14 protein-coding genes are annotated in these 13,586 nt (G+C 60.0%); 8 read left to right on the forward strand and 6 right to left on the reverse strand.

Features of this window, described 5'->3' with window-relative positions; all coding sequences use genetic code 11:
• Window positions 1-499, reverse strand: a 499-nt coding sequence (locus tag ACPYOJ_RS21710) for an EamA family transporter (RefSeq protein WP_481418089.1), incomplete at its 3' end; no start/stop codon positions are given.
• A gap of 81 nt (window positions 500-580) precedes the next feature.
• Here ACPYOJ_RS21710 and ACPYOJ_RS21715 point away from each other — a divergent pair.
• A complete protein-coding gene (locus ACPYOJ_RS21715) occupies window positions 581-1,078 on the forward strand; it encodes a MarR family winged helix-turn-helix transcriptional regulator (protein WP_481418090.1) in 498 nt (165 codons plus the stop codon).
• Window positions 1,079-1,117: 39 nt separating this feature from the next.
• Here ACPYOJ_RS21715 and xseA read toward each other — a convergent pair whose 3' ends face one another.
• Together xseA and ACPYOJ_RS21725 are read right to left on the reverse strand one after the other, a co-directional pair.
• Window positions 1,118-2,704 (reverse strand): exodeoxyribonuclease VII large subunit, encoded by a 1,587-nt coding sequence (xseA, locus tag ACPYOJ_RS21720; RefSeq protein ID WP_481418091.1) that lies wholly within the window; start codon window positions 2,702-2,704, stop codon window positions 1,118-1,120.
• Window positions 2,705-2,757: 53 nt separating this feature from the next.
• Complete coding sequence (locus tag ACPYOJ_RS21725) at window positions 2,758-4,584, reverse strand: hypothetical protein (RefSeq protein WP_481418125.1); 1,827 nt, start codon at window positions 4,582-4,584, stop codon at window positions 2,758-2,760.
• Window positions 4,585-4,760: 176 nt separating this feature from the next.
• Between ACPYOJ_RS21725 and ACPYOJ_RS21730 the strand changes: the two genes are divergently transcribed.
• From ACPYOJ_RS21730 to ACPYOJ_RS21745, 4 genes are read left to right on the forward strand one after another with little or no spacing between them, the layout of a single operon-like run.
• Window positions 4,761-5,756, forward strand: a complete 996-nt coding sequence (locus ACPYOJ_RS21730; protein ID WP_481418092.1) for a glycosyltransferase — start codon at window positions 4,761-4,763, stop codon at window positions 5,754-5,756.
• 30 nt (window positions 5,757-5,786) lie between these two features.
• Window positions 5,787-6,491, forward strand: coding sequence for a class I SAM-dependent methyltransferase (locus tag ACPYOJ_RS21735; RefSeq protein WP_481418093.1), 705 nt, complete (start codon window positions 5,787-5,789; stop codon window positions 6,489-6,491).
• An 11-nt stretch (window positions 6,492-6,502) separates the two neighbouring features.
• Window positions 6,503-6,865 carry a DMT family transporter gene (locus tag ACPYOJ_RS21740; RefSeq protein WP_168827981.1) on the forward strand — a complete coding sequence of 121 codons (363 nt, stop codon included), beginning with the start codon at window positions 6,503-6,505 and terminating at the stop codon, window positions 6,863-6,865.
• Window positions 6,858-7,256 carry a GtrA family protein gene (locus ACPYOJ_RS21745; protein ID WP_481418094.1) on the forward strand — a complete coding sequence of 133 codons (399 nt, stop codon included), beginning with the start codon at window positions 6,858-6,860 and terminating at the stop codon, window positions 7,254-7,256. The genes ACPYOJ_RS21740 and ACPYOJ_RS21745 overlap by 8 nt, the downstream gene beginning before the upstream one ends.
• Here the strand turns inward: ACPYOJ_RS21745 and ACPYOJ_RS21750 are convergent, their stop codons facing one another.
• A complete protein-coding gene (locus ACPYOJ_RS21750; RefSeq protein WP_481418095.1) occupies window positions 7,257-8,243 on the reverse strand; it encodes a Gfo/Idh/MocA family protein in 987 nt (328 codons plus the stop codon).
• Window positions 8,244-8,424: 181 nt separating this feature from the next.
• Here ACPYOJ_RS21750 and ACPYOJ_RS21755 point away from each other — a divergent pair, with 181 nt between their 5' ends.
• Both ACPYOJ_RS21755 and ACPYOJ_RS21760 read left to right on the forward strand, forming a co-directional pair.
• On the forward strand, window positions 8,425-9,372 hold the full coding sequence (locus tag ACPYOJ_RS21755) for an aldo/keto reductase (RefSeq protein WP_481418096.1): 948 nt from the start codon (window positions 8,425-8,427) through the stop codon (window positions 9,370-9,372).
• A gap of 11 nt (window positions 9,373-9,383) precedes the next feature.
• Window positions 9,384-9,827, forward strand: coding sequence for an N-acetyltransferase family protein (locus tag ACPYOJ_RS21760; RefSeq protein WP_481418097.1), 444 nt, complete (start codon window positions 9,384-9,386; stop codon window positions 9,825-9,827).
• Here ACPYOJ_RS21760 and ACPYOJ_RS21765 read toward each other — a convergent pair.
• The gene (locus ACPYOJ_RS21765) at window positions 9,817-10,434 is read right to left on the reverse strand and encodes a hypothetical protein (RefSeq protein ID WP_481418098.1); all 618 of its coding nucleotides are present in this window, start codon (window positions 10,432-10,434) and stop codon (window positions 9,817-9,819) included. The genes ACPYOJ_RS21760 and ACPYOJ_RS21765 overlap by 11 nt on opposite strands.
• Window positions 10,435-10,574: 140 nt before the next feature.
• Here ACPYOJ_RS21765 and ACPYOJ_RS21770 point away from each other — a divergent pair, with 140 nt between their 5' ends.
• Window positions 10,575-11,075, forward strand: coding sequence for a YciE/YciF ferroxidase family protein (locus ACPYOJ_RS21770; protein ID WP_481418099.1), 501 nt, complete (start codon window positions 10,575-10,577; stop codon window positions 11,073-11,075).
• A gap of 81 nt (window positions 11,076-11,156) precedes the next feature.
• On the opposite strand, the gene pheT is transcribed toward ACPYOJ_RS21770, so the two are convergent.
• Complete coding sequence (pheT, locus tag ACPYOJ_RS21775; protein ID WP_481418100.1) at window positions 11,157-13,580, reverse strand: phenylalanine--tRNA ligase subunit beta; 2,424 nt, start codon at window positions 13,578-13,580, stop codon at window positions 11,157-11,159.
• Window positions 13,581-13,586 lie beyond the last annotated feature (6 nt).

Raw genomic sequence — 13,586 nt, forward strand, 5'->3', positions numbered from 1 at the left:
GTGTCAGCACCGTTCCGAACGCCATGGAGACTGCGCCTGCAAGGCCTGCGGCAACACCGATCGGATCGAGCGAAGCCTTGGGTGTCAGCACCAAGAGCGCCACGCCGGCCATGCCCACCAGCCCTGCACCGACTGCCAGCAGCCGTACCGGCCGTCCAAGAAGAAGGCGAGAGAGCGCAATGACGATCAACGGCTGCACAGCACCGACCGTCGCTGCCACGCCGCCGGGCAAGCGGTAGGCCGAAACGAAAAGCATCGCCCAGAAGAACGAGAAGTTCAGCGCGCCGAGAATGAAGGCCCTGCCCCACCAGATGCCGGATGGCAGGCGGCGGACGATGGCAAGCAGCAGAAGACCGGCAGGCAAAGCGCGGAGCATTGCGACAGTCAGCGGATAACCGGCAGGCAGGAATTCGGTCGTCACGAAGTACGTGCTTCCCCAGATTGCCGGTGCAAGGGCGGTCGCCAGGACATCGGCCGCATACAGGCTGCTTTTCTTCATCTCAAGAATCTCTACGTCAAGATAAATATAGAATAGCGTCATTTATCTTGACGTCAAGAGATGTCGTGCTATCGCTTTTCCATGAATGAAAAAGCAACAGACCGCGTCGATAAAATCCTGTCGCAATGGCGTCACGAGCGGCCGGACCTGAATGTCGAGGCCATGGGCATACTGGGACGGCTGAATCGGCTGACGACGCATCTTGGCCGCGAGGTCGAGCAAGTCCTGCTGCAGTATGGGCTCTCATCGTCCGCCTTCGACGTGCTGGCGACGCTTCGGCGTTCCGGCGAGCCTTATCGCCTTTCGCCAGGCGATCTGCTGGCGATGACGATGGTGAGCTCCGGAACGATGACCAACCGCATCGATCAGCTCGAGAAAGCGGGTTTCGCCGAACGCATTCTCAATCCGGACGACCGGCGAAGCGTGCTGATTGCATTGACGGATAAGGGTTTCGCAGCGGTCGAGGCCGCGGTTGGCGCGCATGTCGCCAATCAGCAGCGGCTCACGGAAAACCTGAGCGATGAAGAAAAAGCGGCGCTCGACGCCCTGCTCCGCAAATTTCTGGCGAAATTCGAATAGTCAGGCGGCGTGCAGCCCCTTGCGAACAGGGTCCTGACGCTAGAAAAGGCTGCCCTGCTTCGGCGGAGCGGATGGCTCTTCCGATTTCGGAGAACGCTTCCGCGCTGCGGGTGGCGCGCCGCCTTCGGTCGTGACGGCACCGACGCTCCCGTCGGCGAACTCGATCGCAATGGCGGCCCCGGGCGAAAGCGCTGCGGCCTGGGAGACCGGCCGGTTTTCATCGTCCCGGATGACGGCATAGCCGCGTTTCAGGACATTCTTATAGGACAGCGACTGCAGCACGCGATCGTGTGCCGCAAGCTCTCCCTTCGCCCGCACCAGCTGATGGCGGACGGCGGTGTCAGCGTGACGGGAAAGATTTGCGAGGTGGTCGCGCACCCGCGCCGTCTGAGTCCGCAGGCGCCCCGGTAGCGAAACAAAGACGGCATCGGCGCGGGCAACGCGGGATTTCGAACGATCGATCAGCCTCTCGACCATGCGCTCGGCTCGCGTCATCCGCTCTGCAAGCACCTGGCGGCGCTCAACGATGCGGCTGGAAAGAACCTCCGGCCTCAAATGCGACCCGATCCGCTCGAAGCTGCGGCGCTTGTTGATGGTATTCAATTCCAGCCCGCGGCCAAGGCCTGCGGCCGCCTCGTCAAAACGACGGCGCGGCAGCGCAAGCAGCTGGTCAAGCGATGGAAACGCCCGCATAAGCGCGCGAACGGACTGACGCCGGTGGTCCATCTGCCGGCTTGTGCAGACCTGCAGACGGGCTGAAAGCGCCGAAACCTGCGCTTCGAGTTCAGCCCTGACGGGAACGGCCATTTCCGCGGCCCCGGTCGGCGTAGGCGCCCGTACATCCGCGGCATAATCGATCAGCGTCCAGTCCGTTTCATGCCCGACCGCGGAGATAAGCGGAATGTCGCTTTCTGCCGCTGCGCGTACGACGATTTCGTCGTTGAAGGACCACAGATCTTCAAGGCTTCCCCCGCCGCGGGCAACGATCAACACGTCCGGCCTCGGCATCTCGCCACCCGACTGAAAACCATTGAAGCCGCGGATGGCGTTCGCCACTTCCGCGCCGGAACCGTCGCCCTGCACCTTGACCGGCCAGACGATGACATGGACCGGGAAGCGATCGGAGATGCGATGTAGGATATCGCGAATGACGGCGCCGGTGGGCGAGGTCACGACGCCGATGACCTGCGGCATGAATGGCAAACGCTTCTTGCGCGTTGCGTCGAAGAGACCTTCGGCGCCGAGCTTGCGCTTGCGCTCCTCGAGCAATGCCATCAGTGCGCCGGCACCCGCGGGCTCCAGCGTTTCGATGACGATCTGATACTTCGATGAGCCCGAAAAGGTCGTGACCTTGCCGGTGGCAATCACTTCCATGCCCTCTTCCGGACGGAACCTCAGCCGCGAGAACGTGCCCTTCCAGACGACGGCATCGATGCGCGCGCGGTCATCTTTCAGCGAAAAATACGCGTGACCGGATGAATGCGGCCCACGGTAACCGGAGATTTCGCCCCGTACCCGCACCTGATCGAAAGCAGTTTCGACGGTGCGCTTGATCGATCCCGAAAGTTCGGAGACCGAATATTCGGTCAGGTTCGTGGGCGAATCGGTATCAAAGACGTTGCTCATCCCTTCTTTCTAGCGAAAGCGAAGGGAAAGATCAGCAAGCATCGGATTGCCGATCAATTTTCCGGTTTAAAAAGGAAGAACTGCACACCGGAACCCTCGGCCTTGGGAACCGGCTGAAGGTACGATGGCACATTCCCCTTCGCCAATTGCGAATAGAGGCCCTCCGGCTTCAGTTTCGCAAACTGCATGGTCGGAATGTCGCTCGGGCAGAAAGCCAATACACTGACACCTGCCCCTTTCAAAAAGGCCTCCGCATCGTGCGGCTCGGAGAGGCCGATATGCATCTCCGTCAGCATGCCTTGCGGATTGCGATGGTACGGAGCGGTCAGAACGTGCTGGCCGGTGAAGCGAAGAATCGGCACGCCGAGTTCAGATGAGGCCGCCACCATGCCGACAGGCATTGCATTGAGCGGCGCAAGAGCCTCTCTCGATCTGCATGAAGGCTTGTTTTCGTCCTCTTTCGCCTCCTGCGTTTGCCTCTGCATTTCGATGAGGGCTCCGCCGACGGCCCAGACGGCCGGCACGCTCGCAAGTACCAGCGTGATGTAGCAAAACGCGACCACGACATTTTCGCGGTCGTTGTTCGAAATGCGGCGGATATCGATGACGAGCAGCGCGAGCGGCAGAATCGCGATCAGGTTTGCAAAAGGGACCCCCCGCACCTGCACGAGACCGATGCCCCAGCAGACGGCAAGCAGGAAAAGCAGAATGGCGTGGACTCGCACCCTGTCGCGATAGAGAATCCTGAACGCGCAAACAGCAATGCCCAGGAGGCCGACCGCATAAAGGGCGCCGACGCCAAACGGCTCGGCGCGGGTCATGGCAACAACAGAGCGCGCCTCGGAGATATTGTTCAGCCAGAGCTTGACCAGCATCGGGTCAAGATCATCCAGCGGATTATGCAGGCACTGGGGTGCAATCACGACGGCGGAGGCCGCGACCGCGATGCCGATGCCGCCGAGCGCAACGAAACGGCTCGTTCGTGATGACCGGCTTGCCAAGGTTGCGGCAACCGCAAGGAGGCCGCCCCCGATTGCCGCAAGGCTATAGAATCCAAGCGAAAAATTGTCGCAAGTCACGGTCGAGTACAGATGCGGCGCTACTGTTGAAAAGAACAGGACGCTGATGGCCAGCGCAAGCGTCAGTCCGAAAGCGCTGGCCGCATTGCGGAAGGCTTGTCCTTCTACGGCCCAATGAAGAGCGACGACGATGCAGACCGCAGCGACGAAAGGCGTTGTCTCGACCCCGATGGCGATCGCCAGCGCCGCAGTCAGGCCGGCGATGACATAGCTCCGGATGCGATGCCTCTCATCGAGAAGCATTGCCGTCATCATCGCAACGAGCCCGATCTGCGCGTTGTGATGGTCGATCGCGCCTGGCATGAAGCGGCTGGTGGTCCAGACCCCCAACGCTGTCATCCCCAGCGAAATGTGCATGGCAGGCGCACCGCCAATCCGGCGGCCCGCAATTGCCATTGCAAGCATGAGCGGGATGATGAGCGACACGGGCCAGATCGCAAGTGCGACAGCTTCTGCCTGCTCGCCAGCCAAAAACAACCCGAAGAATTTGATGAGTGCCGCGATCGGCAGATCGATGAGCCGCGACCAGTGCATCGGCGTCCCGTCGACACCCAGGCGGTATTGCATCAAATCAAACCAGCCTTGGCCGGAAAGAAAATCCCGCACTTCGACGAGCCGCATGCCATCGTCATTGTCCGGTCCAACATAGTCCTTCGCGCCGATCAGCTTCACCGGCAAAATGCTTGCGATCAGCACGGCACTGTAGATGAACACTGACGGGCACAGGCGCGTGAGCAGCTTGCGCGCAGTTGCAAGCCACCCGACGGACGGCGGAGTTCTGGAAGTTGAATTGCCGGTCATTCCTGCGACGTTCGCCATTCAAGCTCATCCCGCCCTAAGCCGCGCGAAACTTAGCTCTTGCAGATCAAGAAAGTGTAAAGCGTGCGGTCTGGCAGCCGACTTCTTTCTGGACCGTAGGGTCTTATTAACGCCGTGTGTTTTAGACTATGTGCCAACCAATAGTGGCGAGCACGACAATGACGCGATCGCAGACCCTGAACATTGCCGTACTGCTGCCTTGCTACAATGAAGCGGCGACGATCGGCGCGGTCGTTCGCGGTTTTAAGGCAGCACTGCCCCATGCGCAGATCCACGTCTACGACAACAATTCGACTGATGGAACCGCGCTCCACGCCATGCTGGCCGGTGCTTCCGTCGTGCGCGAACGGCGGCAGGGGAAGGGTCATGTCGTGCGCCGCATGTTCGCCGATATCGACGCAGACGTCTATCTGATGGCCGATGGCGACGGCACCTATGCGCCGGAGGACGGCGAAGAACTGATCCGCACACTGGTGACAGAACGCGCCGATATGGTGATCGGAACGCGACGCGGCGTTCACTCGGATGCAGGACGCAACGGGCATGCTTTCGGCAACCGCATCTTCAACATTCTCTACCGCACGATCTTCGGGCCGGATTTCACCGATATTTTCTCAGGTTACCGGGCTTTCTCGCGTCGTTTTGTCAAAAGCTTCCCGGCCGTTTCCGGTGGTTTCGAGATCGAGACCGAAATGTCCGTGCATGCATCCCGGCTCAAACTGCCGGTCGCTGAATTGGAACTCGATTACGGCCGACGTCCCGATGGCTCGCACTCGAAACTATCGACCTTCAAGGACGGCGGCAAAATCCTCTGGATGTTCGCCATGCTGATGAAGGAAACGCGGCCCTTTGCGTTCTTCGGCCTCATCAGCGCGTTCTCCATGTTGTCGAGCCTTGGCTTCATGGCGCCGGTGCTGGCGGAGTATTTCGAAACGGGCCTTGTCAACCGCATGCCGACATGGGTTCTTTCCATGGCGCTGATGATGATCTCTTTCATGGTTTTCACGGCAGGCCTGATCCTTGATTCAGTCGCGCGCTCGCGTGCCGAGCAGCTGCGGATCCACTACCTCGACATTACCGCGCCGAGCCAGAGTACAAAGCCAGAAAAGCCCATTGATGCTGCGCAAGGCGGCCGGGCCGCCCGTATCGCATAGTTGATTCCGCTTAAAGGTGACGCCGTTTCCATGAACAGAGAAACCACAAACCGCATTCGTTTCGTGCTGGAAGACATTCTGCCGCCGTTTGCGCGCGATTCCGGAGCTTTCCGCTGGGCCGCGCAGCGTGTCTGGGGCGACCACATCAAGCATCTGGCGAGGTTTCGCGAGCGTGCGCCGTTCCTTTCGGCAGAGGAATATGCTGAGCTTTACCGCAACCACCCTCGCGTTCACGAAGGCACCGACAATTCGGCGGCGTGTATCAGCCGCATTCTCGGATCTATCGCGGGAGAGAGTGTCTGCGACATCGGCTGCGGCACGGGCGCACTGCTCAGCCGCATTCAATCGGCGCATTCGAAGCTCCGCCGGCTCACGGGCGTCGATTTCGTGATAGACGACGCATCCCGCCTGTCCGGCATCGAGTATGTTGCGGCCAAGGTCGAAACCCTCCCCTTCGCCGACGCGGAGTTCGACACGGTTATCTGCACGCATGTCATCGAACATATTCTCGACTACCGGCAGGCAGTCGCAGAACTACGACGGATCGCAAGACGCCGCCTCATCATCGTCGTGCCGCGGGAACGCGAGTACCGCTATACGTTCAATCCACACTTCAACTTCTTCCCCTATACGCATTCGTTCCTGAGAGCGGTTCAGCCCGTGCCGCCAGTTTACGTCTGCGAGGATATCGGCCGTGACATCTTCTATTTGGAAGAGAGGGACACAGCCGATTGAAGGACGGTTCGATGCTTTCCACATTTTCAGCGGGTACCTGGATTGGGCTCGTCGGCACACCGCTTCTGATCGCTTCGGGTCAGGTGCTGTTCAAACTGACGAGCGCCACTGCAGGTGAGCTCAGTGCCCGTAATATCCTCGCGCTGCTTCTCAATCCCGTGCTGCTCGCAGCACTGCTCCTCTATGGGCTTGGGACAGTTATCTGGATTTACGTTCTGAAAGCCGTCCCGCTGACGATCGCCTATTCCTTCATGGGATTGACATTCTGCTTCGTGCCTCTGCTGGCGCAAGTTTTTCTTGGGGAAGCCCTCACTGTGCGTTACGTCATTGGCGCGGCTTTCATTGTTGCCGGCATGCTGGCGATCAATGGCTGATGATATCTCTGCCAACCGAAGTGAGTTGCTTCTGCGCTTTGCCGCATTGTTGCTGCTCGGACTGACGGCAGATGCGCTATTCTTCCATTTATTACTGAATGCTGCGTTCGGCCCGCTCCTGACGCGGACAGTGAGCCTTCTTGCGAGCCTTTGCATTATGCTTGCGATGCTGCAACGCATCGATCTCACGCTTGGAAAGCGGCTGTCGATCGGACGCCCCGGCATCTTCGCGATCCTGCTGATTGCGGCTGTCTTGAACTATGGCCTCTACGCCGCCCTGCTGCTCTTGCTTCCGGCCCTGCAGCCGCTGGCGGCGATGGTGCTAGCCACCGCCGCATCGATGGTCTTCAGCTTTTTCGGTTATTCGCGCTTCGTCTTTCGCAGCGAATAATCAGACGGGTTCCCAGCCGTCCTTCTCGCTGGCGCGGTAGATCGCGTCGATCACCTTCTGGTTCAGCTTCGAGCTTTCGAGCGTTACAACCTCTTCCTTTTCGCCTTTTGCAGCGCGGGCGAAAGCTTCGGCCTCACACTTGTACTGGCGGCTATCGGGGAAACGGAAAATCTGCGACTCCGAATGGTTGCGGTTGGTGAGTTCGATTTCCTCGGCGCCATAGCGGTCCGCATTGAAGGGCGACTTGACCTCGATGAAGCCATCCGTGCCGTGGAAGACCATGACCTGACGCGCTGCCATCTGGGTGGAAATATAGAAGCTCTGCTCGAAATCGCCGAAATCGGCCTTCACGCTCGAATAGATATCGGTACCGAAGTCCGGATCGCGTTCGGTCACGGCCTGGATGCGCAGCGGCTCCTTGCCGGTGACGAAGCGCGTGCTGATCGTCGGGTACACGCCGATATCGGGCAGTCCGCCGCCACCGAGCTCGGGAATGTTGCGCATGTTGCCGGCATCGCGGTTGAAATAGGTGAATGCGCCCTGGACATGGCGCAGGCGGCCGATGGCGCCGTCGGCCAGCAGAGCACGAACCTTCCGCCAGACCGGCGTGTAGGTGACCATATAGGCCTCGGTGATCAGGACCTTGTTGCGATCGCGGGCGGCGATCAGGCTGTCGATCTCATCGGCCTTGAGTGCGATCGGTTTTTCGCAAAGCACGTGCTTACCGGCGTCGGCCGCCTTGATCGTCCATTCGACATGCTGCGACGTCGGCAGCGGAATATAGACGGCATCGATCGCGTCGGAAGCGAGCATCTCTTCATAAGAGCCGAAGGCGTGCGGTACGGAAAAACGATCGGCCATTTCCCGCGCCTTTTTAAGGTCGCGGCTGGCAATGGCGGTGACAACACAGTTTTCCGCATCCTGAATGGCGGGAACGACAAGTTCGCGGCCGATCTTTGCCGTCGAGATGATACCGAAACGTAGCATGGCTTGAGCCTCCCTGAGCTTGAATGAGGGCAACCTTATTCAGCGGGTTGAGTTCACGCAATGGCGCTGGCGCAATTCACGGAAGTTTGGTTTCGCGCGCTTCGAAACTGCGCTAGTTTACTCCCGGCGGCGTTCTGTCGCGTCTGCACTTTCAGTTAAATCAGTAATTTAGGAGCGCGCCATGGAAATGCGCCGGCTTGGAAAAACAGGTCTTTCAATCTCCCCGATCGTCTTCGGCGGCAATGTCTTCGGATGGACGGCGGACGAGAAGACCTCCTTCGATATTCTCGATGCCTTTTTCGACGCGGGTCTCAACACCATCGATACGGCCGATGTCTATTCCTCCTGGGTGCCCGGAAACAAGGGCGGCGATTCAGAGGAGATCATTGGCAAATGGCTGAAAGAGAAAAAGGGCTCGCGTGACACAGCGATCATCGTCACCAAGGTCGGCTCCGACATGGGGCAAGGCAGGACGCTCAAGGAACAATATATCCTTAAGGCCGTCGAGGATTCTCTCCGCCGCCTGCAGACGGATTATATCGACCTCTATCTGTCCCATTGGCCCGACGAGAATACGCCTTATGAAGAGACGCTTGGCGCCTTTGCCAAGCTGAAGCAACAGGGCAAGATTCGCGCGATCGGTTCTTCAAACCTCGATGCCAGCCAGCTTCGAGCCTCTCTTGATGCCGCCGAGAAGGCCGGTGTTCCGCGCTACGATGTGCTGCAACCTGAATACAATCTCTATGAGCGCTCAAGCTTCGAGGGTCCGCTTGCCGATCTCTGTGTCAAGGAGGACATCGGCGTCATCACCTATTTCAGCCTGGCAGCCGGGTTCCTCTCCGGTAAATATCGCAGCAAGGCCGACACGGAAGGCAAGGCGCGCGAAAACCGCGTCTCGCAATATCTCGATGACAAGGGCGTGCGCATCCTGGCCGCCCTCGATCAGATCTCCGCTGAGACCGGCGCCAAGCCTGCGGAAATCTCGATCGCCTGGCTTCTCAACAAGAAAGGCGTGACGGCGCCGATCGCCAGTGCTACGAGCCTTGCGCAGCTTGAGAGCCTTGTGAAGGCGGCAACGCTTCAGCTTTCAGAGGAAGCGATGAGGGTGCTCGACAAGGCGGGAGCCTGAGGAGTGACGCGATGACCGTGACGATCCGTGATGCGAGGAGAGACGATGAAGCGCGCTGGCGCGAACTCTGGAAGGACTACCTCGCGTTCTACGAAGTCGCGGTCGACGAGGCCATCACCGATTCGACATGGCGCCGGGTTTTCGATCCGGCGTCGGCAATCTTCATGCGCGTTGCGGAAGTCGACGGCAAGGTGATGGGCTTCACATTGTCACTGACGCATGAGGGCACATGGATTCACGGCAAGGACTGCTATCTCGAAGATCTCTTCGTCGATCCCGCCGCCCGCGGCAGAGGGGCGGGCCGGGCTTTGATGGATGACCTCGTTTCGCTTTCCAAGAAGAACGGCTGGTCGCGGCTTTACTGGCATACGAGCGAAGAGAACAAGACGGCGCGCGCGCTCTACGACAGCTACGTCGAGAACGACGGGCACATTCGCTACCGCATCAATTTCTGACCGTCGGAAAGCCCTCGTAGAATTCTGAATGGTCGCCTTCCCAGTTCGCCATGCCGGGCTTGGTCAGGATGCCTCGCGGCCGGACGTAGCTTTGGATCACACGCTTCGGCCGTTCATGCCACTGAATGTTGAAGGCCCATAGCTTCGGAAAGAAGCAGAGCGCGGCATAAGGCAGGTGGTCGTGGATCCACCACGCAAGCTTCTGCCAGTCCTCCTCATTGCTGTAGTTATCGACCATCCACGGCACGACAATACAGGCTGTCGCACCCATACAGCCATCGAAGTCGCGCAGGTCCCAGATATGGTCCGCGGCTGTCGAGGCATTGGTCGAGCAATTGAGCTTGTTTTTGTTTCCGAACGCATTGACGGCGGCAGCGCGGTAGCCGGAGCGGATATGCAGCCGGCCGAAGGTCGCCTGTAACGGCTCCAGCAGTTCCTCGCACAGCCGTTTTCCTGCCTCGACCGCAAGCTCCGGCTCGTCCGGAATGTTCGGGATGCGATAGAAATCCGCGATCTCCGAATGCAGAAAATCGCGGAAGAAAAAATTCTTTGAGAGCCGCACTCGCCCCATGTCCTCGAGAGATTTCATCGATCCCGGCTTCTTCATCCGACTCTCCTCATCGCCGGCACGAGCCTACCTCGCCGCTCGGCCGGAGCCACCCGGAAATTGCGCACTTTACGGAACAATTTCGAAGCCGATCGCTTCTTTTAGGGTTCCTCAAACCCCACACAGCAAGGATCGAAGAAATGGCCAAGGAAAAAACACTCGAAGATCTCTTTCACGATACCCTGAAGGATATCTACTATGCCGAGCGGCAGATCCTGCGCGCCTTGCCGAAGATGGCACGAGCCGCCCAATCCGCCGAGTTGAAGGCGGGCTTTGAAAAGCACAAAGAACAAACCGAGGGCCACGTCGAGCGCCTGCAGCAGGTGTTCGAGATGGCTGGCAAGCGTGCCCAGGGCAAGACCTGCGAGGCGATCCAGGGCATCATCGCCGAAGGCGAAGAGATCATGGACGAATTCAAGGGGACGGCCGCCGTCGATGCGGGGCTCATCTCTGCGGCACAGGCCGTCGAACATTACGAAATCGCCCGCTACGGCACGCTGAAGACCTGGGCGCAGACCCTCGGCTACAAAGACGCCGTCGCCCTGCTCGACCAGACGCTGCAGGAAGAGACGGCAACCGACAAGACGCTCACGAAACTCGCCGTCACCGCCGCGAACCAGAAGGCCAATCGCGCGGCGTGATGCAAATGGAAGAGCGCTCTTTTTCCGGAGCGACAATTGTAAAAAGCCGGCAATCGCCGGCTTTTCTTTTTATGGGAGCAATCAGCTTCGCAGCACGCCACCGGTGAATTTCGTGACATTCGCCACGATCTTCTCAGTCAGGGCTTCGAAATCCTCGTCCGTCAGCGTCCGCTCGACCGGCTGGATCTGCACTTCGACAGCGACCGATTTCTTGCCTTCGCCAAGCGAAGCACCCTCGAATATGTCGAAGACGTTGACTGCCGTCACCAGCTTGCGGTCGGCGCCGGAAGCGGCCTTGATGATGGAACCGGCTTCCACCGACTTGTCGACGACGAACGCGAAGTCGCGCTTGACTGCCTGGAAGGGCGAAAGCTCCAGCGCCGGCTTGGTCCGCGTCGCCTTCTGCTTCGGCTCGGACATCGCGTCGATATAAACTTCGAAGCCGCAGAGAGCGCCGGACACATCGAGCGCTTCGAGCGTCGACGGGTGGAACTCGCCGAAATAGCCGAGGATGACCTTGGGTCCCATCTTGATCGTGCCGGAGCGTCCGGGGTGGTACCATTCCGGTCCACCTTGCTCGATCTGGATATTGCTCATCGGCAGGCCGCAGGCTTCTATGACAGCCAGCGCATCCGCCTTGGCGTCGAAGACATCGACGGGCTTGCCGCCGCCCTTGCCATTGTTCGACCACATGCGGCCTGCGCCTGAAAGCGAGGCGGTTCCACGGCGGACACCGCCGGCGACGCGGCGCTGGCCTTCGAGACGGTCGCTCTCATAAGCGCCGGAGACTTCGAAAATCGCGACGTCGCCATAACCCTTGTCGGCATTGCGCTGAGCGGCCGTCAGCAGACCCGGCAGCAGCGACGGGCGCATGTCGGACATTTCAGCCGCAATCGGGTTCGCAAGCTTCAGCGCCGACGATCCGCCGCCGAAGAGCTTCGCCTGCTCTTCGGAAATGAAGGACCAGGTGACTGCCTCCAGCATGCCGCGCGAGGCAAGCGCACGCTTGGCAGTGCGGGTGCGGATCTGCAGCGTCGTCAGGATCTTGCCGTTGACGGCGGCATGGCTCTCCAGCGGCGCAGGCTTGATGTTGTCGACCCCGTGGATGCGCATGATTTCCTCAACGAGGTCGGCCTTGCCATCCACATCCGGGCGCCAGGAAGGAACGGCGACAGAAACGCGCTCGCCCGAACCGGACACCTTAAAGCCGAGACGCGTCAGGATCTCGGTGCTCTCTTCAGTGGAAACCTCAAGACCTGTCAGGCGTTTGACCTCGGAGAAGGGGAAGTCGACGATCTTGGGCTCATAGCCCTTATAACCGACGACATCGGCCTTGGCGGCCGTACCGCCGCAGAGTTCGAGCACCAGTTCCGTCGTGCGCTCCAGACCAGGTCGCATGTATTCCGGATCGACGCCGCGCTCGAAGCGGTAGCGGGCATCGGTGATGATGCCGAGCCCACGGCCGGATTTCGCAATGTTCATCGGATCCCAAAGCGCGGACTCGATCAGCACGTCCGTTGTGGCCTCGTCGCAGCCCGAATGCTCGCCGCCCATGATGCCGCCGATCGACTCGATACCATCCGCATCGGCGATGACGACATTGTTCGGTCCAAGCTTGTATTCACGCTGGTCGAGCGCCAGCACGGTCTCGCCTTCCTTCGCGCGGCGGACGGTGAGATTACCGCTGACCTTGGCGGCGTCGAAGACGTGCATCGGCCGGCCTTGGTCGAAGGTCATGTAGTTGGTGATGTCGACCAGCGCATTGATCGGGCGCAAGCCGATCGCCAGCAGACGCTGCTGCATCCAGCGGGGGCTCGGACCATTCTTGACGCCGCGCACGAGGCGAAGCGCAAAGCCCGGGCAAAGCTTTTCGTCATCGAGATCGAGCTTGACCCTGACAGGCGTCTCGCCGTCGACGGCAAAAGAGGGGGCTGCCCGCGTCTTCAGCGTGCCGAGGCCGGAAGCGGCCAGATCGCGCGCGATGCCGTAGATGCTCGTGCAGTCCGGACGGTTCGGCGTCAGGTTGATCTCGATGACCGGGTCGTCGAGATGGGCGTATGCGGCGTAGCTCGTGCCGACCGGCGCATCTTCTGGCAGGTCGATGATCCCATCGTGGTTGTCGGAGATCATCAGCTCCTTCTCGGAACACATCATGCCATGGCTTTCGACGCCGCGGATGTTGCCAACCGAGAGTGTAACATCGATGCCGGGAACGTAGGTTCCGGGAGCCGCAAACGCGCCGACGAGCCCCGCGCGCGCATTCGGCGCCCCGCAGACGACCTGGATCGGCGCGCCCTTGCCGGTATCGACCGAAAGAACCTTCAGGCGATCGGCCTGCGGATGCTTTTCCGCCGACAGGACCCTTGCAATGACAAATGGCTTGAAGGCCGCCTTGTCATCGACGTCCTCGACCTCCAACCCGATCGCCGTAAGGCGCTCGCAGATCTCGTCGAGTGTGGCGTCGGTTTCCAGATGATCCTTCAGCCAGGAAAGCGTGAATTTCATGATCTC

It is taken from the genome of Rhizobium sp. SVR5-9E (assembly GCF_056755095.1).